The sequence below is a fragment of the Phytohabitans sp. LJ34 genome (genome assembly GCF_052068095.1).
Classification (GTDB): Bacteria; Actinomycetota; Actinomycetes; order Mycobacteriales; family Micromonosporaceae; genus Phytohabitans.
Map to the genome: position 1 here is coordinate 70,890 of NZ_JBQHDG010000021.1, position 17,246 is coordinate 88,135.

Below are 17,246 nucleotides of genomic sequence, written 5' to 3' on the forward strand. Positions count from 1 at the left end.
GGCTCCAGGTCAGGGCCAGGGACCAGCCGCGGGCCGGGTGCCGCCGGCCGCCGCGAGCGCGCAGGCGCCGCGGGTCGCGGAGCCGCCGCGGGCCGTGGAGCCACCCCCGCTCGTCGAGTCGGCCCGGCCGGCGGTGGCGCCGTTCCCGGAGCCGCCCAGTCCGCTGCGGTGGGTCCCGCCACCGGGTCCCGGAGACCAGCCGCCCGACCACCTCGAGCCACCACCCGACCACCGCGAGCCACCACCCGACCGCCGCCAGCCGGCCGGCGACCGTGACCTGCTGGCCGGTGATCGGGGTGGCCCACCGGCGGGCGAGCGCGAGCCGGTCGCCGGCCTTGGCGCCCTGCTCGACCGCGACCGGCCGCCGGCCGAAGGGGACCGGCCACCGGCCGACCGTGATTGGCAGCCGGCGCAGGGTGACCGGGTGCCGGCCGACGCCGAGCGGGCACCGGCCGCGAGTGGTCAGCCCGTGCGCGAGGAGGCGTCGGCCGAGGCCGGGTGGTTCACCAAGAGTTCCGCGACCCCCACGTCCCCGGCGCCGCCCGCGCCGCCGGAGCGCACCGGAAAGGTGTCGATGGATCGCTCCGAGGTCGTCACCGCGCCCCCGGTCTCGCCCGCCGGGCCGGTGTCGCCGGCACCCGTGTCCGCGATCCCGGTCTCGCCGAGCGCCGCGCTCGGCGACCCGGTGTCCGCTCCGCCCGGCACGGGTGCCTGGGCGGACGACGACCTGCCCCATGCCGGCGCACCAGCCCGGTTCGGCGGCGAAAACCCGGCGGACGCGACCGAGGCGCCGGCGACCGAGCCGCTCGCGACCGAGCCGCACGCGACCGAGCCGCACGCGACCGAGGCGCCGGACGCGGGAGGCGCCGGCGACCGCGGGCTGAGCGGCGACTCAAGAGCAGACGGCGACACCGACCCCGCCGACGGGCTGGACGGTGTCGACGAGCCCGTCGCGGAGGCCAGCCCGGACACGGTGCTGCCGGCGCCCGCCGGGCCCGCGGCCGGTGCGGCGACCGCGCTGCGGGCACCCACGATGCTCGCCCCGATCGTGCCGCGCGACGGTGCCGCGAAGCGCGACGGCGGCGGCGGGCCGGGCGTTGATGGACCGCCGCCGGCTGGCGAACAGGCCGACGACGCGGACTCGACGCCCGATCCGGAGCAGGTGCTCTCGTCGTACGAGTGGCGCTTCCACCACGAGACGCTGCGCGAGCTGGTCGAAAACCCGGAGGAGCTGCGGGAGATCCGCGACCGGCTGACCGAGAAGCTCGAGCCGGCCACCGACAACCGCGCGCGGGCCCGCCTGCTCAGCCTCCGGGCCGTGGTCTCCCGCATCCTGGGCGACCTGGGCAAGGCACTGGCCGATGGCAAGCTGGCGCTGGCGCACGCCGAGGCGACCGGCGAGCTGCGGCGGATCGCGATCGCGCAGGCGCGGCTGGCGCACGTGCTCCAGTGGCGCGGCGACTTCGCCGAGGCCGACCGGCTCTTCGAGGAGGCCAACTCCTCCGAGCTGCCCGACCGCCTGCGCGCCACCATGCACGAGCACGCCGGGCGCTCCAGCTACGACCAAGGCCGCTACATGGAGGCGTGCAACCACTTCGAGCGCGCGCTGGAGCTGCGCAAGGTCGAAGACCCCGACCTCATCGCGCGCACCGAGCTCGCCCTCGACGCGGTCTTCAACAAGGTGGCGGAAAACGGGTGGGGGCCCTACCCGCGTACCAAGGATGAGATCTTGCAAATCCACCGGCCGCCGGCCCCGGCGTTCAACGACCGGGTGCAGCGCTGGGGGTTCGCCAACGCGGAGGGCGAGTTCGTCGTGCCGCCGGAGTACGCGGACGTGCAACCGTTCCGTGACGAGGTGGCGTGGGTGCGCCGCCCCGAGGCGAAGACCTGGGAGCTGATCGACGAGCAGGGGCAGCAGCTGATCACCGCGTCGGCCGGCTACCTCGGGGTGGGCTCGTTCTCGGACGGGCTGGCCTGGGTGTCGCGCGACGGCAACGGCAACTGGATCGCCATCGACAAGAGCGGCCGCATCGTCATCCACGAGGGCTTCGACGACGTGCGCCCGTTCCGGCGCGGCATCGCGGCCGTCCGCAAGGGCGGCTGGGGCGCGGTCGACAAGACCGGCAAGGTGGTGCTGCCGACCCGCTTCTCCGGCTTCGCGACCGCGCTCACCGACGGCCGGTACGTCGACGGCTTCACCGACGAGGGCCTGGCCATTGTGGACGGTGGTGGCCGCAAGGGCGTGGTGGACAAGGCCGGCCGCCTCATCGTGCCGCCGGTACACCCGGCCGTGGTCATCCACCCGGTCGCGTTCCTCATCGGCGGCGGCAACGGCCAGTGGGGCGCGCTCGACCGCCGCGGCGAGCCGCTCATCGACCCCGTGCACCCCAGCCGCGGCGATGTGATGGACGAGATAGACCGACTCCTCGCGGACACCAAACCCGTCCTCTAGAAGATCTATTTCAAGAGATATTTCTGAGCTACCGCGATGTCCGTCGTGGTCCGGACCGTTGCTCCCGCGGCCTCACCCGTCCGCCGCTGGTCGCGGACGTTGTCGCCTCCGGGTAGCGGGAGCAGCCTGGGTAGATCGCAATGCCGGCACCCCGAGCCCGCCTCCTATGGGGAAGCAGAGCAAATGCGGTCTGCGCACACCCCCATCCGTTGGGGGTTTGGGTTGTGAAGCGCGGAGGGTGAGGCCGCGGGAGCAACGGTCTGGACCACGACGGACGTCGCGGTAGCCCAAATCTCCATGGAGGCCGTGGCAGGTGGGAGCCGGAGGCCGTCTGGATAGGGTTCAGGCATGGAGTTCCGTCACCTTGGCCGTTCCGGGATGCTCGTCAGCGAGATCTCGTACGGCAACTGGATCACCCACGGCTCCCAGGTCGAGGAGGAGGCCGCCCTCGCGTGCGTGCGGGCCGCCCTCGACGTGGGCATCACGACCTTCGACACCGCCGACGTGTACGCGGGGACCCGCGCCGAGGCGGTGCTCGGCCGCGCGCTCAAAGGTGAGCGCCGCGAGGGGCTGGAGATCTTCACGAAGGTCTACTGGCCGACCGGTCCCGGCCCGAACGACCGCAGCCTCTCCCGCAAGCACATCATGGAGTCGATCAACGGCTCGCTGCGCCGGCTACAGACCGACTACGTCGACCTCTACCAGGCCCACCGGTACGACGTGAGCACGCCGCTCGAGGAGACGATGGAGGCGTTCGCCGACATCGTGCACGCGGGCAAGGCGCACTACATCGGCGTCTCGGAGTGGAACGCGGAGCAGATCCGTGAGGCGCACGCGCTCGCCCGCGAGCTGAAGATCCACCTGGTGTCGAGCCAGCCGCAGTACTCGATCCTGTGGCGGGTCATCGAGGCCGAGGTGGTCCCCGCGTGCGAGGAGCTGGGCGTCGGCCAGATCGTGTGGTCGCCGATCGCGCAGGGCGTGCTCACCGGCAAGTACCTGCCGGGCCAGCCGCCGCCGGCCGGTTCGCGGGCCACGGACGAGAAGTCGGGGGCGGGCTTCATCGCGCGCTTCATGAGCGACGAGGTGCTCACCACGGTGCAGCGGCTCAAGCCGATCGCGGAAGGGGTCGGGCTCACGATGGCCCAGCTCGCGATCGCGTGGGTGCTGCAAAACCAGAACGTCTCCTCCGCGATCGTCGGCGCCACCCGCCCCGAGCAGGTGCACGACAACGCGAAGGCGGCCGGCGTGAAGCTCGACGCCGACGTGCTCAAGGCGATCGACGAGGTGGTCAACCCCGTCGTCGAGCGTGACCCGGGCAAGACCGCCCAGGTCGCCCGCCGCCCGTAAACGCGATACTGAGGGCGCCCTGCGGTGGGGCGCCCTCAGTCCCAGAAGCGGATCAGCGCGAACCCGTCGTCGCGCAGCCACTCGGGCAGGCCGAAGGCGGCGCCGACCGCGTTGACCCCGTCGAAGAACCAGCCGCCGAGCCGGTCGTTCCAGAGCAGGGCGAAGAGCAGGATGAAGCCGTAGGGCGCGAGGATGTCGTAGCCGCGCTTCCACTGCGGCGAGAGCCACGGCTGGATGATGTTGCCGCCGTCGAGGCCCGGCACCGGCAGCAGGTTGAGCACGCTGGCGGTGAGCTGGAGGAAGCAGAGCAGCGCGACCGCCGCCCAGAAGTCGTGGTGGGCCACCACGTCGACCCCCACCGCGAAGGGGATCACCAGCAGCAACGCGAAGATCACGTTGGTGGCCGGACCGGCGAAGCTGACCAGCGTGTGCCGCAGCCGCCCCGGGATCTCGTGCCGGTCGATCCACACCGCGCCGCCGGGCAGGCCGATGCCGCCGAGCAGCACGACCACCACCGGCAGCACGATCGAGAGCAGCGGGTGGCTGTACTTGAGCGGGTTGAGCGTCAGGTAGCCGCGGTGCGCGACGTTGCGGTCGCCGGCCGCGAACGCGACGACCGCGTGCGCGTACTCGTGCAGGCACAGCGAGACGAGCCAGCCGGAGACCACGAAGAGGAAGACGTCGAGGCGGACGTTGCCGAACTCGGCCCACGTCATCCAGCCGCTGGTGACGAAGAGCGCGACGATGCACAGGAACACCACGCTCGGCCGGAACGCCTCCCGCGGGATGCCACCCACCGTGCTGCCGCGCCGGGCGAAGCTCATTCCGCGCTCGGCAGCAGGCTCATCTTGTACTCGACCCGGTCGTCCTCGACCAGGACCACCGAGGTCACGCCGGCCGTGGCCAGCTCGCGCCACGTCTGGCCGATCCAGGACTCGGCGTCGGCCTGGCTGCCGAACTGCTCGGCCGGCCCGGCCACCGCCCGCCCGTCCGTGCCTTCGTACCGCCAGCTCCACGGCATTTCGTACTCCCCCTCCACAGGACGACCCCCGCCAGCCTAGTGCCCCACCCACGAGCTCCAGGCAGCCGATCTAAGGTACGGAGCATGTCCGTTGAGGGGTGGCGTACCGCACTGGTCCTGGGTGGCATCCGGTCCGGCAAGTCGGAGTTCGCCGAGTCGCTGGTGAGCAAGGCGCCCGTTGTCCGTTATGTGGCGACCGGTACGTCCAATGGCGACGACCCTGAGTGGGCCGCGCGCATCGAGGCACACCGGGAGCGGCGGCCGGGTTCGTGGGTCACCGAGGAGGTCGGCCCGGACCCCGCCCAGCTCGTCGAGCTGATCGCCGGCGCCGGGCCGGACGAGACGCTGCTCGTCGACGACCTCGGCGGCTGGGTGACCGCGCGGCTGCCCGAGGCCGGCCCGGCCGACGCGCTCGCCGACGCCGTGCGCGGCTGCCGCGCCCGGCTCGTCGTGGTCAGCCCCGAGGTGGGGCTCTCGCTCGTGCCGACCACCAAGGTGGGCCGGGCGTTCGCCGACGCGCTCGGCGAGGCCAACCGCGCGGTCGCCGAGGCGAGCGACGCGGTCGCGCTGGTCGTGGCCGGCCAGCCGAGCTGGCTCAAGCTCCAGGACGCCACCCAGCGCCCGGTCGCGCTGCCCGAGGTGATCGCGCCACCGCCGCCCGAGGCTCCGGTCGCGATGCCAGAGGTGATCGCGGCACCGCCGCCGGTAGAGGCCGCACCCGCCACCAACGGCGTCACGCCCACCGGCGGAGACGCGCTCACCGCGCCGACGATGTCGCTGCCGATGATCACCACCGGCCTGGTGATCCAGCCGGGCATGGATCTGCCGATGCCGGACGAGTACGCCGGGCCGCAGGCCACCGACCGGCTCGCCACGCTCGATGTCGCCGGCGCCGGGCTGGGTGAGCTGGCCGAGGTGGTGTCGTTCGCGGCGGGCACCCAGGGTGTCGCGGTGCCGGCACCGTGGGAGTCGGTGCGCGTACTCCTGCTCCAGGGTGACCACGACGGCGGCGCGGCGGCGGGCACGACGGCGGGTGAGTCCGCGCGGCGGGCCGACGCGGCGCGGAGCGGTGAGGGCGCGCTGGCGCGCCTCGCCGCGGACGCCGGCGCGAGCCTCCAGGTGGTGCCGGCGCCGGCCGCGGCGCCGATGGAGGCGGGTCCGGTGCTCGCCGCGGACGAGGTGGAGTCGGCGCTGCGCTACGGCTGGCGGCTCGCCGAGGAGGCCGTCGACTCGGGCGTCGACCTGATCGTGCTGGCCGCCTGCGGCACCGGCACCGAGGCCGCGGCGGCGGCAGTGCTCGCGGCCGGCGCCGGCGCGGAGCCGTCGACCGTGCTGAGCCGGGTGGTGCTGCCCGGCGGGCGGATCGACGACGCGGCGTGGATGACCCGCTGCGCGGCGGTACGCGACGCGATGCACCGCACCCGGGAGAGCCCGCGCGGCGCCAAGGACATCCTCGCCGAGCTCGCCGGCGGCGACATCGCGATCGCGACCGGCGTGCTGCTCGGCGCGACCGCCCGCCGCACGCCGGTGCTGCTCGACGGCCCGGTGGGCGTGGCGGCCGCGATCGTCAGCCGCGACCTGGCCGGCCAGGCGCGCCACTGGTGCCTGCTGCCCGACCACGGCCGCGACCCAGCGGTCAAGCTCGCCGCCGACGTCCTCGGGCTCACGCCGCTGTTCGACCTCCGCCTCGACCTCGGCGAGGGTGTGACGTCACTGGCCGCGCTCCCGCTGCTGCGCGCCGCGCTGAAGCTGGCCGCCGCGCTGTCCGTGCACCCCGAGCCCGAGGTGGCGGCCTCCTGACGGGATGGCTGGCGGGGGCGCGACTCGCCGCCACGACCTTCACGGTCCTCCCGCTCCGGCCGGGGCCCGTCGACCGCGCGGCGGCGGCGCGGGCGATGTCGCTGGCGGCCGCGGTGGGCGCGGCCCTCGGCGCGGTGCTGGCCGGCGTGCTCCTCGCCCTGGACGCGGCCGGCGCGCCACCACTCGTCGCCGGCGCGGTCACGGTGGCGCTCGGCGCGCTGCTCACCCGCGGCCTGCACCTGGACGGGCTGGCCGACACGGCGGACGCGCTCGGCTCGTACCGTTCGGGCGCGGCCGCGCTCGACATCATGAAGAAGCCGGACGTCGGGCCGTTCGGCGTGGCGGCTCTGGTGCTCGCGCTGCTCGTACAGGCCGCCGCGCTCGCCGCGCTCCCGGCCCGCCCGTGGACCGCCACGCTCGCCGCCGTCGTCACCGCCACCGCCGCCGGGCGCCTGGCCGCCACCTGGGCCTGCCGCCGCGGCGTGCCGGCCGCGCGGCCGGACGGGCTCGGCGCGCTCGTCGCCGGCACGGTCGGGCCGGTCGCGCTCGCGGTCGCCACGGCCGCCGTCGTGGCACTGGCGGTCGCGGCCGTGCCGGGCCGTCCGTGGCAGGGGCCGGCCGCCGCCGTCACGGCCATCGCCGTCGCACTTGTCCTCACCCGCCACGTGGTACACCGAGTGGGCGGTATCACCGGCGACGTCCTCGGCGCCGCGATCGAGGTGTCCACGACGCTCACTTTGCTCGGACTGGCGCTCGACTGACGTCGTGGGGGACGGACGGCGGGACCGGTAGCGGGTAACGTTCGTGGGCGTGGGAGAGCCCGACGACGCGCTGATCCTGCCCGTTCCCGAGGCGGTGTCGGCCACCTACCTGGTGCCCGTCGCGACCCCGCCCGAGGAGCCGGCGGTGCTGGCCGACATGGCCGCCCGCGCGGTCGACCGCGTGGTGTCCGGGCCGGCCCGCGACCTCGCCAAGCAGATGCTCGCCGGCCCGCTCATGACGATCGAGGCGCGCGAGGTCGACGACCTGCCGCCGCTCCCGCTCGACCTGCTGACCGCGTTCGGCGCGGACGCGCCGCAGGTGGGTCGGGTGGCCGGAGCCTCGCACGTGGTCACGGTCAGCGCCGGCTTCCGGCCCGGCTGGCCGCCGGCCCACGAGTGGAGCGCCCGCGCGGTCGCCGCCGCGCTCGCCGGGGTGCTCGACGCCGACCTGATCGACGCGTTCCAGACCCAGGTCCTGACCGTCGACACGGCGCTGCGCTCGCTGCCCGACGCCGAGGGCCGGGTGCGGCTCACCGACTGGATCCTCATCCCGTACTCGCCGGGAGACGTGCCCGGCGAGGGCATGTGGTTCACCACCAAAGGGCTGGGCCGCTTCGGCCTCCTGGAGCTACAGACGCACGACGTGCCGCCGCAGCTGACCCGCGGCTGGGGCGCGACGCTGACCGGCGTCGCGCGGCGCCTGCTGCGCACCTGGAGCGACGCGCTGGAGCCGCCCGGCGAGCCGGCGTTCCTGCCGTTTCCGGCCACGGTGACGGTGACCGGCCACGACATCGCGGTGGCCTACGGCGCGCCACCGGAAAAGGGCTCCGACCGCGCCGCCGAGCTGTCACTCACGCTCGACCCCAGTCCCAACCCGGACGCCGACTCGTTCCTGACCATCGCGCCGCCCGAGCACTACCAGGGCCTGCCGGGCACGTACTACACCCGCGTCTGCGCCACCCTCTTCGGCGACCCGGTCCGCTAGCCGCGCACCTGGGGTTTGACGAAGGGCGGCTTGACAACGCGCATCTTCGAGCGGCGGCCGCGCACGTCGACCTCGACCTCGGCGCCGTCGGTCAGACCGGCCGCGGTGTCGAGGAGCGCAAGCCCGATGCCCAGCTTGCGGGTCGGCGAGAACGTACCGCTGGTCACCTCGCCCACCTTGTCGTCGCCGACCAGCACCCGCATGTGTGCGCGCGGGATGCCGCGGTCGAGCGCCTCCAGCCCGCGCAGCGTGCGGCGGGGGCCGGCCGCCTTCTCGGCGAGCAGCGCCTCCCGTCCCCAGAACGCGGGCTTGTCCCAGCCCACCGCCCAGCCGACCCGGCCCTGCACCGGGGTGATGTCGGGGGTGAGGTCCTGGCCGTGCAACGCGTACCCCATCTCGGTACGCAGCGTGTCGCGAGCGCCGAGCCCGCAGGCACGCAGCTCGTCGGTGGCCGCGAAGAGCCGGTCCCACACCTCGACCGCCCGCGCCGCCGGGACCACCAGCTCGTACCCGTGCTCGCCGGTGTATCCCGTGCGGCACACCACCAGGTCGTCCACTGTCGCGAAGCTCATGTAGTCGTGGTCCGTGGGCAGCCCCAGCGCCGCGACCGCGTCGGTCGAGCCGGGGCCCTGCACGGCCAGCACCGCGTACCCCTCGTGCTCGTTGGTGACCGTGACCGACGGCGGCGCGGCCGCCTGGAGGCGGCGGACGACCTCGGCGGTGTTGGCCGCGTTCGGGATGAGGAAGACGTGGTCGTCGGCGTGCAGGTACGCGATGATGTCGTCGACCGTGCCACCGGTGGACTCGTCGCAGCAGAGCGTGTACTGCGCCCGGCCCGGCCCGATGCGCCCGAGGTCGTTGGTGAGGCACGAGTTGACGAAGTCGGCCGCGCCGGGGCCGGTCACCCGCGCCTTGCCCAGGTGCGACACGTCGAAGACGCCGACCGCCTCGCGCACCGCCGCGTGCTCGCGCAACACGCCACCGCCGGCGTACTCCAGCGGCATGTCCCACCCGCCGAACGCGGCGAACTTGGCCCCGAGCGCGGCGTGCCGTTCGTGCAGCGGCGAGCGCCGCAACTCTTCGCTCACGGCCGTCCTCGCTTCGCTGCGGGCGGCCGTGAGGCTCCCCACCGGCTGTGCCCGACGATTCCCTCGCTGCGCTCGGTCATGGGTGGCAACTTACCCAAGGTTCTACGTGTGGTTAGCATCGGCGGGACACCAGCCAGCGTCGAGACCCGCCGGAGCCGCCGAGTGACCTCCCCCATCCCGACCCTGAGCCTGGTCGACACCGATCCCGCCGAGCTCGCCGTCGATGCGATCGTGATCGGCGTGCACAGCGTGAACGGAGACGGGGACGGCGGCAGCCTCCTGCTGGCCAGCGGCGCGGAGAGCATCGTCGCGGCGTTCGACGGGCGGCTCACCGGCACGCTCGCGCTGCTCGGCGCCACCGGCGCGCCCGGCGAGGTGACCAAGCTGGCCACCCTCGGCACGATCACCGCACCGGTCGTCGCGGCCGTGGGCCTCGGCCCGGAGCCGACCGGCGCCGCCCCACCGCCGGAGACGCTGCGGCGGGCCAGCGGCGCCTCGATCCGCGCGCTCGCCGGCGCCGGCACGGTCGCGCTCAGCCTCCCGCTCCCCGACGACGAGGACGCGCCCGCCGCGTTGCGCGCCGTCGCCGAGGGCGCGCTGCTGGGTGCCTACCGGTTCACCGGGTACAAGACGAAGCCCCAGCCGGGCCGCCGGGCACCCGTGGGCGCGGTGGTGGTGCACGTGCCCGACGCGGCGGAGCCGGCCGCCGAGGCGGAGATCACCCGCGCCGGGGTGGTGGCGCGGGCGGTCGCGCAGGCCCGCGACTGGGTCAACACCCCGCCGAACGAGCTGCGCCCACCCCAGTTCGCCGACGCGGTGGCGGCCGCCGCGGGCGAGGCCGGGCTGGCGGTCGAGGTGCTCGACGAGGAGGCGCTGCGCGAGGGCGGCTACGGCGGCATCCTCGCGGTGGGGCTCGGCTCGTCGGCACCGCCGCGGATGGTGCGCCTGTCGTACACGCCATCGTCGTCCGGCGACGCGCCCCGCCGGGTGGCGCTCGTGGGCAAGGGCATCACGTTCGACACCGGCGGCTTCTCCATCAAACCGGCGCAGGGCATGTGGGAGATGAAGTCCGACATGGCCGGCGCGGCCGCGGTCACCGCCGTGATGCTCGCGGTAGCCGCGCTCAAGCCATCGGTGGCGGTCACCGCGTACGTGCCGATGGCCGAAAACATGGCCTCCGCGACCGCGTACCGCCCCGGCGACGTGGTCACGATGCGCAACGGCAAGCGCGTCGAGGTCCTCAACACCGACGCCGAGGGCCGCATGATCCTCGGCGACGCGATGGCCCGCGCCTGCGAAGACGGCTGCGACTACCTCTTCGAGACGTCCACGCTGACCGGCGGCCAGGTGGTCGCGCTGGGCAAGCGCGTTGCCGGCGTGATGGGCACCGCCGACCTGTGCGAGCGGGTCAAGGCCGCCGGCGAGCAGGTCGGCGAGCCCGCGTGGCCGATGCCGCTGCCCGAAGACGTCCGCAAGGGCATGGACTCCGAGGTCGCCGACATCTCGCAGGTCAACGCCGGCATGGACCGCGCCGGCCACATGCTCCAGGGCGGCGTGTTCCTGCGCGAGTTCGTCGCCGACGACGTGCCGTGGGCCCACATCGACATCGCCGGCCCCAGCTACCACTCCGGCGAGCCGACGGGCTACTGGGCCAAGGGCGGCACCGGCGTACCGGTCCGCACCCTGCTGACGCTGATCGACGAGATCGCCACCGCCGGCTGACCGGAGCCGGCTAGACCGCGCCCCCGGCGGCCTTCTTGCGGCGCTCGTTGTAGTCGCGCATGCGCTGGGGATAGCCGACCAGCGCGACGTCGTAGATCGGGATCGCCAGCCGGTGGGCGAACCGCCGCGCCCCCTCCGGGCTGTCGATGCGCCGCCGGGTCCATTCACCGTCGTGGGCGATGAGGAGCACGGTCGTCTCGGTCACCGTGGTGCGTGGCTCGATGAAAGCCTCCACCCCACGCCGCGACCGGACAAACTCCTCAAGGTGCTCCAGATCGGCACGATTCGCCCCGCGATGACCCGGCGCGCCGCCCGAATCCTTGCGCCGACGAAACCAGGCCACCGGCTTTCTCCTTCCGCGCCCCGTCGATGAATGCGGCAAGCGTACGTCCCGGGGACGTGTCGTTGGGCACCTCGGTGACGCGTGACGGCCCCGCAAGTGACAAGATGGCCGGGGGATTTCACAGCGTAGACCCGCGTAGCAACGATGCGACCTGGGAGTTGAATATGAGCGGCGAGACCTTCGACGTAGTCATTCTCGGAGGCGGCAGCGGCGGTTATGCCACAGCCCTGCGAGCCGCACAACTAGACCTTTCGGTCGTTCTTGTCGAAAAGGACAAGCTCGGGGGCACCTGTCTGCACCGCGGCTGCATCCCCACCAAGGCGTTGCTCCACGCCGGCGAGGTCGCCGACCAGACCCGCGAGTCCGACGCGTTCGGCATCAAGGCCGAGCTGATCGGCGTCGACATGGCGGGGGTCAACGCGTACAAGGACGGCGTCGTCGCCAAGCTCTACAAAGGCCTACAGGGCCTGGTCAAGGCTGCCAAGATCACGTATGTCGAGGGCGCCGGCCGCCTCGTCGCGCCGGACACCGTGGAGGTCGACGGCACCCGCTACACGGGGCGCAACGTCGTGCTGGCCACCGGCTCCTACTCGCGGACGCTTCCCGGCCTCGAGCTGGACGGCAAGCGGGTCATCTCCAGCGAGCACGCGCTCAACCTCGACCGGGTCCCCGCCTCCGCGATCGTGCTGGGCGGCGGCGTGATCGGCGTCGAGTTCGCCAGCGCGTGGCGCTCGCTCGGCAGCGAGGTCACTATCGTCGAGGCGCTGCCCCGGCTTGTCGCCGCCGAAGACGAAGAGGTGTCGAAGGCGGTCGAGCGGGCGTTCCGCAAGCGCGGCATCGGCTTCAAGACCGGCAAGCCGTTCGAGAAGGTCGAGCAGACCGAGGGCGGCGTGCGGGTGACGATCGCCGGCGGCGAGACGCTCGAGGCCGAGCTGCTGCTCGTCGCGGTCGGGCGCGGCCCCACGACAGACGGCCTCGGCTACGAGGAGCAGGGCGTGAAGATGGAGCGCGGCTTCGTCCTCACCGACGAGCGCCTGCGCACCAGCGTCCCCAACGTCTTCGCGGTCGGTGACATCGTGCCCGGCCTCCAGCTCGCCCACCGCGGCTTCCAGCAGGGCATCTTCGTGGCCGAGGAGATCGCGGGCCAGCACCCGGCGCCGATCGACGAGGCCGGCATCCCGCGCGTCACCTACTCCGACCCCGAGGTCGCCTCCATGGGCCTGACCGAGGCGAAGGCCAAGGAGAAGTACGGCGCCGACAAGGTCCAGGCGTACAACTACAACCTCGGCGGCAATGGCAAGAGCCAGATCCTGCGCACCCAGGGCTTCGTCAAGCTGGTCCGGGTGGCGGACGGCCCCGTGGTCGGCGTGCACATGGTCGGCGCCCGGGTCGGTGAGCTGGTCGGCGAGGCGCAGCTCATCTACAACTGGGAGGCCTACCCGGCGGAGGTCGCCCAGCTCGTACACGCACACCCCACGCAGAACGAGGCGCTCGGCGAGGCCCACCTCGCGCTCGCGGGCAAGCCCCTGCACGCACACGCCTGATCAGAGTTTCCCGCGGAGCCTTTGAAGGAGTCTGGAAAGATGCCGGTATCCGTCCCCATGCCCCGCCTGGGCGAGAGCGTCACCGAGGGCACCGTCACTCGCTGGCTTAAGCAGGAGGGCGACCGCGTCGAGGTCGACGAGCCGCTGCTCGAGGTCTCCACCGACAAGGTCGACACCGAGATCCCGTCGCCCGCCGCCGGCGTGCTGACCCGGATCGTCGTGCAGGAGGACGAGACCGCCGAGGTCGGCGCCGAGCTGGCCGTCATCTCCGGCGACGAGGAGGGCGGCGGCGAGAGCGGCGGCGGCGGTGAGAGCGACGGCGGCGGTGAGAGCGGCGGCGCCGCTCCCGAGCAGGCCGCCGCGGAGGCCAAGGAGGACCAGGGCCAGCAGGAGGCCGCCTCCGCCGAAAAGACCACCCCGGCGGAGGAAAACGAGCCCGCACCCGCCCAGGCCGAGGCCGCCCCGCCGCAGGAGCAGCCGACCGACCAGGACGAGACGCCCGCGCAGAGCAGCGGCGGCGGCCAGGCCGGATCGAGTGGCGGCACCACCGTCGTGAAGATGCCGGCGCTCGGCGAGAGCGTCACCGAGGGCACGGTTACCCGCTGGCTCAAGCAGGTCGGCGAAAACGTCGACCTCGACGAGCCGCTGCTCGAGGTCTCCACCGACAAGGTCGACACGGAGATCCCGTCGCCGGCCGCCGGCACGCTCCTGGAGATCAAGGTCCAGCAGGACGAGACCGCCGACGTCGGCGCGGAGCTCGCCGTGATCGGCTCGGCCGGTGTGCCGGCGGAGGGCCACGCGACCGAGTCGGCCCCCGCACCGGCCGCCGAGGCGACGAAGGCTCCCGAGCCGCAGCGCGCTCCTGAGCCCGCCCGCGAGCCGGCACCGGCGCAGGCCCAGCAGGCGCCCGCGCCACAAGCGCCCGCCCAGCCGCAGCCGAGCGGCGCGGGAGCCCGCACCGCGCAGGCCAACGGCGGCGACACCGCGTACGTCACGCCGCTGGTGCGCAAGCTCGCCAGCGAGCACAACGTCGACCTCGCCTCGCTCAGCGGCACCGGCGTCGGCGGCCGCATCCGCAAGCAGGATGTGCTGGAGGCGGCGGAGAAGGCGAAGGCGGCCGCCGCGGCGCCGGCCCCCGCACCGGCACAGGCGCAGCCGCGGCAGGAGAAGGCGGCGCCCGCCAAGAGCGAGCCGAGCCCGCTGCGCGGCCGCACCGAAAAGCTGACCCGCACCCGCATCTCGATCGCCAAGCGGATGTACGAGTCGCTCCAGTCCTCGGCACAGCTCACCACCGTGGTCGAGGTCGACGTCACGAAGATCGCCCGGCTGCGCCAGCAGGCCAAGGGCAACTTCCAGCAGCAGCACGGCGTCAAGCTGTCGTTCCTGCCGTTCTTCGCGGTGGCCGCGGTCGAGGCGCTGGGTCGGTTCCCGATCGTCAACGCCTCGATCGACCTCGACGGCGGCACGGTCACCTACCCCGACGGCGAGCACCTGGGCATCGCGGTCGACACCGAGCGTGGCCTGCTGGTGCCGGTGATCCGCGACGCGGGCGACCTCAACCTCGCGGGTCTGGCCCGGCGCATCGCCGACCTGGCCGAGCGCACACGTACCAACAAGATCAGCCCGGACGAGATCTCCGGCGCCACCTTCACGATCACCAACACCGGCAGCCGCGGCGCCCTCTTCGACACCCCGATCGTGCCGAAGCCGCAGTCCGCGATCCTCGGCACCGGCGCGGTGGTCAAGCGGGCGGTTGTGGTCGACGACCCCGACCTCGGCGAGGTCATCACGCCACGCTCGATGTGCTACCTCGCGCTGTCGTACGACCACCGGATCATCGACGGCGCCGACGCGGCCCGCTTCCTCGGCGCGGTCAAGGAGCGGCTGGAGGGCGGCCACTTCGAGGCCGACCTCGGTTTGGCCTGACCCGCTCATGCGGGTTTTGATCTCGGGGGCGTCCGGCTTCCTCGGGAGGCGCTTGACCCGGTGGCTCACCGAAAACGGCCACCAGGTCACGCGGCTCGTGCGGCGGCCGGACGCCGGCCCTGGCGAGATCTCGTGGGATCCCGCCAGCGGCATGCTCGATCGCGCCGCGCTCGCGCCACACGACGCGGTGGTCAACCTGTCCGGCGCCAACATCGGCGACCACCGGTGGACCGACCGCTACAAGCAGGTGCTGATCTCCAGCCGGGTCGACTCCACCGGCACGCTCGCCCGCACGCTGGCCGCGCTGCCCGCCGGTGAGCGGCCGGGCACGCTCGTCAACGCCGGCGGCATCAACTGGTACGGCGACACCGGCGACACCACCGTCGACGAGCAGTCGCCGCCCGGCACCGGCTTTCTCGCCGACCTCTGCAAGCTGTGGGAGGCGGCGACGGCGCCGGCCGAGGAGGCGGGCGTGCGGGTGGTGCGCCTGCGCAGCGGCACACCCCTGCACCGCGACGGCGGCTACCTCAAGCCGCAGATGCTCCCCTTCCGCCTGGGTGTCGGCGGCAAGCTCGGCAACGGCCGGCAGTGGATGCCGTGGGTGTCGATGGTCGACTGGCTGCTGGCCGTCTCGTTCGTGCTCGACCACGACGGCGTCGCCGGCCCGGTCAATGTGATCTCGCCCGAGCAGGTGCGAAACGCCGAGTTCACCAAGGAGTTCGGGGCGGCGCTGCACCGGCCGGTCATCATGCCGATCCCGGCGTTCGCGCTGCGGGTGGCGCTCGGCGGGCTGAGCACCGAGGCGCTGGCGAGCATCCGGGCCTACCCAAGCGTGCTGCTCGACGCGGGATTCACGTTTCGGCAGCCGGGCGTGCGAGCGGCGCTCGAGGCCGCGCTGCACGACCGCTGAGGCGCGGTAACACCTCCGCGCCCAACGCCACGACCAGCTCCAGCGTGGCCGCCCGGTCGCCGGCCGCTTCCACCATCAGCAGTACCCGGGACGCGCCCGTGGCCAGCAGCTCGTCCGCGACATCCGCCGGTGTCCCGATCGGGCTTGTGCGGATCAGGTGCTCGGCGTACGCGTCGGTGTCGCGGGGCGGCGCGCCGTCGAGGCGCACGTACCCCCGGGTGGTGGCGAGCCACGGCCGCAACGTGCGCCGGAGCCGGCCCTCGGCGGCGGCCCGGCTGTCTCCCAGCGCCACCAGGCGGGCGACCGCGTGCTCCACATCGGACCGTCCGTATCGGGCGAGCAGCGGGGCCGGGTCGTCGTGCACGCCGAGCAGCATCGGCAGCCCTCGCGCGGCCGCGATGTCCACCGTCGACGGCGAGGTGGCGGCCACCCACACCGGCAGCGGGCGGGCCGGCCGCGGCACGACGGCCACCTCCCGGAACGCGAAGTGCCGCCCGGCCGCGGTCACCGTGGCACGGCCGGACACCCAGTCGAGCAGCACGTCGAGCGACTCGGCGAAGCCGTGCTCGTAGCGGGCCAGCCCGGTGCCGAAGACCTCCAGGTCGACCCAGGGGCCACCGCGCCCGACGCCGAGCCGGAAACGGCCGCCGGACGCCTCGTCGAGCAGCGCCGCCTCCTCGCCCAGCGCGACCGGGTGGCGGTTAGAAAGCACGCACGCGGCGGTGCCCACGGTCAGCCGGCTCGTGCGGCCCAGGATCAGGCCGGCCAGCGCGATGGCCGAGGGGCAGCGCCCGTACTCGATGAAGTGGTGCTCGGCGAGCCAGACCCCGGCGAACCCGGCGGCCTCCGCGGCGACCGCGTACTCCACGGTCGCCGCGGCCCCATGCGCCGAGAGCAGGAAGAGGTCAGCAGTCACGCAGCTCGGGCGACTGGTTGCGGATCTGCGCCACCGGCGAGATGAAATCCTGGTACGTCTCGCCACCGACCGCGGACAGCTTGAACGCGGCCACCCGGTGGCAGTTCTGGAACGCCAGCTTCACGCCGAAGTGCCGCTCCAGCCCACCCCGGATCGCGTCGCTGGCGAGCGCGCGCAGCAGCTGGCCGCGCTCCTTCTCGCTCGGCGGCGGCACGGCGTGGTCGGCGAACTCGTCGACCGTCGCGGCCGAGCGGGCGGCGACGTCCGAGACGACCGCCCAGGCGTACGGCAGCGACTCGCGCACGCAGGCGACGAACTCGGCGTCGTCGACCTGACCGCTCTCGGCGCGCTCCAGCAGGGCGGCGGGTACGTCGAGGGACATTCTTTCTCCTTACTGTCCTGGGCGCGGCGTTCGCGTCGCGAACGGCCCC

At 73.6% G+C, this 17,246-nt stretch carries 14 protein-coding genes and 1 pseudogene; 9 read left to right on the forward strand and 6 right to left on the reverse strand.

Annotated features, from left to right (window positions below; all coding sequences use genetic code 11):
• Nucleotides 1-37 precede the first annotated feature (37 nt).
• Nucleotides 38-2,452 (forward strand): WG repeat-containing protein, encoded by a 2,415-nt coding sequence (locus ACTMTJ_RS32830; RefSeq protein WP_441222529.1) that lies wholly within the window; start codon nt 38-40, stop codon nt 2,450-2,452.
• Between the two features lie 348 nt (nt 2,453-2,800).
• A complete protein-coding gene (locus tag ACTMTJ_RS32835; RefSeq protein ID WP_441222530.1) occupies nt 2,801-3,799 on the forward strand; it encodes an aldo/keto reductase family protein in 999 nt (332 codons plus the stop codon).
• A 35-nt stretch (nt 3,800-3,834) separates the two neighbouring features.
• Here ACTMTJ_RS32835 and ACTMTJ_RS32840 read toward each other — a convergent pair whose 3' ends face one another.
• On the reverse strand, nt 3,835-4,623 hold the full coding sequence (locus ACTMTJ_RS32840; protein ID WP_441222531.1) for a site-2 protease family protein: 789 nt from the start codon (nt 4,621-4,623) through the stop codon (nt 3,835-3,837).
• Nucleotides 4,620-4,820 (reverse strand): hypothetical protein, encoded by a 201-nt coding sequence (locus tag ACTMTJ_RS32845; RefSeq protein ID WP_308713150.1) that lies wholly within the window; start codon nt 4,818-4,820, stop codon nt 4,620-4,622. The genes ACTMTJ_RS32840 and ACTMTJ_RS32845 overlap by 4 nt, the downstream gene beginning before the upstream one ends.
• An 84-nt stretch (nt 4,821-4,904) precedes the next feature.
• Here ACTMTJ_RS32845 and ACTMTJ_RS32850 point away from each other — a divergent pair.
• From ACTMTJ_RS32850 to ACTMTJ_RS32860, 3 genes and pseudogenes are all read left to right on the forward strand, one after another.
• Nucleotides 4,905-6,608: pseudogene (locus tag ACTMTJ_RS32850) on the forward strand (bifunctional adenosylcobinamide kinase/adenosylcobinamide-phosphate guanylyltransferase); the annotation flags it as partial.
• A gap of 8 nt (nt 6,609-6,616) precedes the next feature.
• Nucleotides 6,617-7,381: an adenosylcobinamide-GDP ribazoletransferase gene (locus tag ACTMTJ_RS32855; protein ID WP_441222647.1), complete on the forward strand. Its 765-nt coding sequence runs from the start codon at nt 6,617-6,619 to the stop codon at nt 7,379-7,381.
• Between the two features lie 49 nt (nt 7,382-7,430).
• Nucleotides 7,431-8,366 (forward strand): hypothetical protein, encoded by a 936-nt coding sequence (locus ACTMTJ_RS32860; RefSeq protein WP_441222532.1) that lies wholly within the window; start codon nt 7,431-7,433, stop codon nt 8,364-8,366.
• Here the strand turns inward: ACTMTJ_RS32860 and gcvT are convergent.
• Nucleotides 8,363-9,454: a glycine cleavage system aminomethyltransferase GcvT gene (gene gcvT / locus ACTMTJ_RS32865; protein WP_441222533.1), complete on the reverse strand. Its 1,092-nt coding sequence runs from the start codon at nt 9,452-9,454 to the stop codon at nt 8,363-8,365. The two genes, ACTMTJ_RS32860 and gcvT, sit on opposite strands and share 4 nt — an antisense overlap.
• 162 nt (nt 9,455-9,616) lie before the next feature.
• On the opposite strand from gcvT, the gene ACTMTJ_RS32870 reads away from it, so the two are divergent.
• Nucleotides 9,617-11,176 (forward strand): leucyl aminopeptidase, encoded by a 1,560-nt coding sequence (locus ACTMTJ_RS32870; protein WP_441222534.1) that lies wholly within the window; start codon nt 9,617-9,619, stop codon nt 11,174-11,176.
• Between the two features lie 10 nt (nt 11,177-11,186).
• On the opposite strand, the gene ACTMTJ_RS32875 is transcribed toward ACTMTJ_RS32870, so the two are convergent.
• The gene (locus ACTMTJ_RS32875; protein WP_441222535.1) at nt 11,187-11,519 is read right to left on the reverse strand and encodes a hypothetical protein; all 333 of its coding nucleotides are present in this window, start codon (nt 11,517-11,519) and stop codon (nt 11,187-11,189) included.
• Between the two features lie 164 nt (nt 11,520-11,683).
• On the opposite strand from ACTMTJ_RS32875, the gene lpdA reads away from it, so the two are divergent.
• From lpdA to ACTMTJ_RS32890, 3 genes are read left to right on the forward strand one after another with little or no spacing between them, the layout of a single operon-like run.
• Nucleotides 11,684-13,063 carry a dihydrolipoyl dehydrogenase gene (gene lpdA / locus ACTMTJ_RS32880; protein WP_441222536.1) on the forward strand — a complete coding sequence of 460 codons (1,380 nt, stop codon included), beginning with the start codon at nt 11,684-11,686 and terminating at the stop codon, nt 13,061-13,063.
• A gap of 39 nt (nt 13,064-13,102) precedes the next feature.
• A complete protein-coding gene (sucB, locus tag ACTMTJ_RS32885) occupies nt 13,103-14,989 on the forward strand; it encodes a 2-oxoglutarate dehydrogenase, E2 component, dihydrolipoamide succinyltransferase (protein ID WP_441222537.1) in 1,887 nt (628 codons plus the stop codon).
• Nucleotides 14,990-14,996: 7 nt separating this feature from the next.
• On the forward strand, nt 14,997-15,899 hold the full coding sequence (locus ACTMTJ_RS32890) for a TIGR01777 family oxidoreductase (protein ID WP_441222538.1): 903 nt from the start codon (nt 14,997-14,999) through the stop codon (nt 15,897-15,899).
• Here ACTMTJ_RS32890 and ACTMTJ_RS32895 read toward each other — a convergent pair.
• Nucleotides 15,841-16,815, reverse strand: coding sequence for an LLM class flavin-dependent oxidoreductase (locus ACTMTJ_RS32895; protein ID WP_441222539.1), 975 nt, complete (start codon nt 16,813-16,815; stop codon nt 15,841-15,843). The genes ACTMTJ_RS32890 and ACTMTJ_RS32895 overlap by 59 nt on opposite strands.
• Entirely contained in the window at nt 16,805-17,197 is a 393-nt protein-coding gene (locus tag ACTMTJ_RS32900; RefSeq protein ID WP_441222540.1) for an SCO5389 family protein, read from the reverse strand. The genes ACTMTJ_RS32895 and ACTMTJ_RS32900 overlap by 11 nt, the downstream gene beginning before the upstream one ends.
• Nucleotides 17,198-17,246 lie beyond the last annotated feature (49 nt).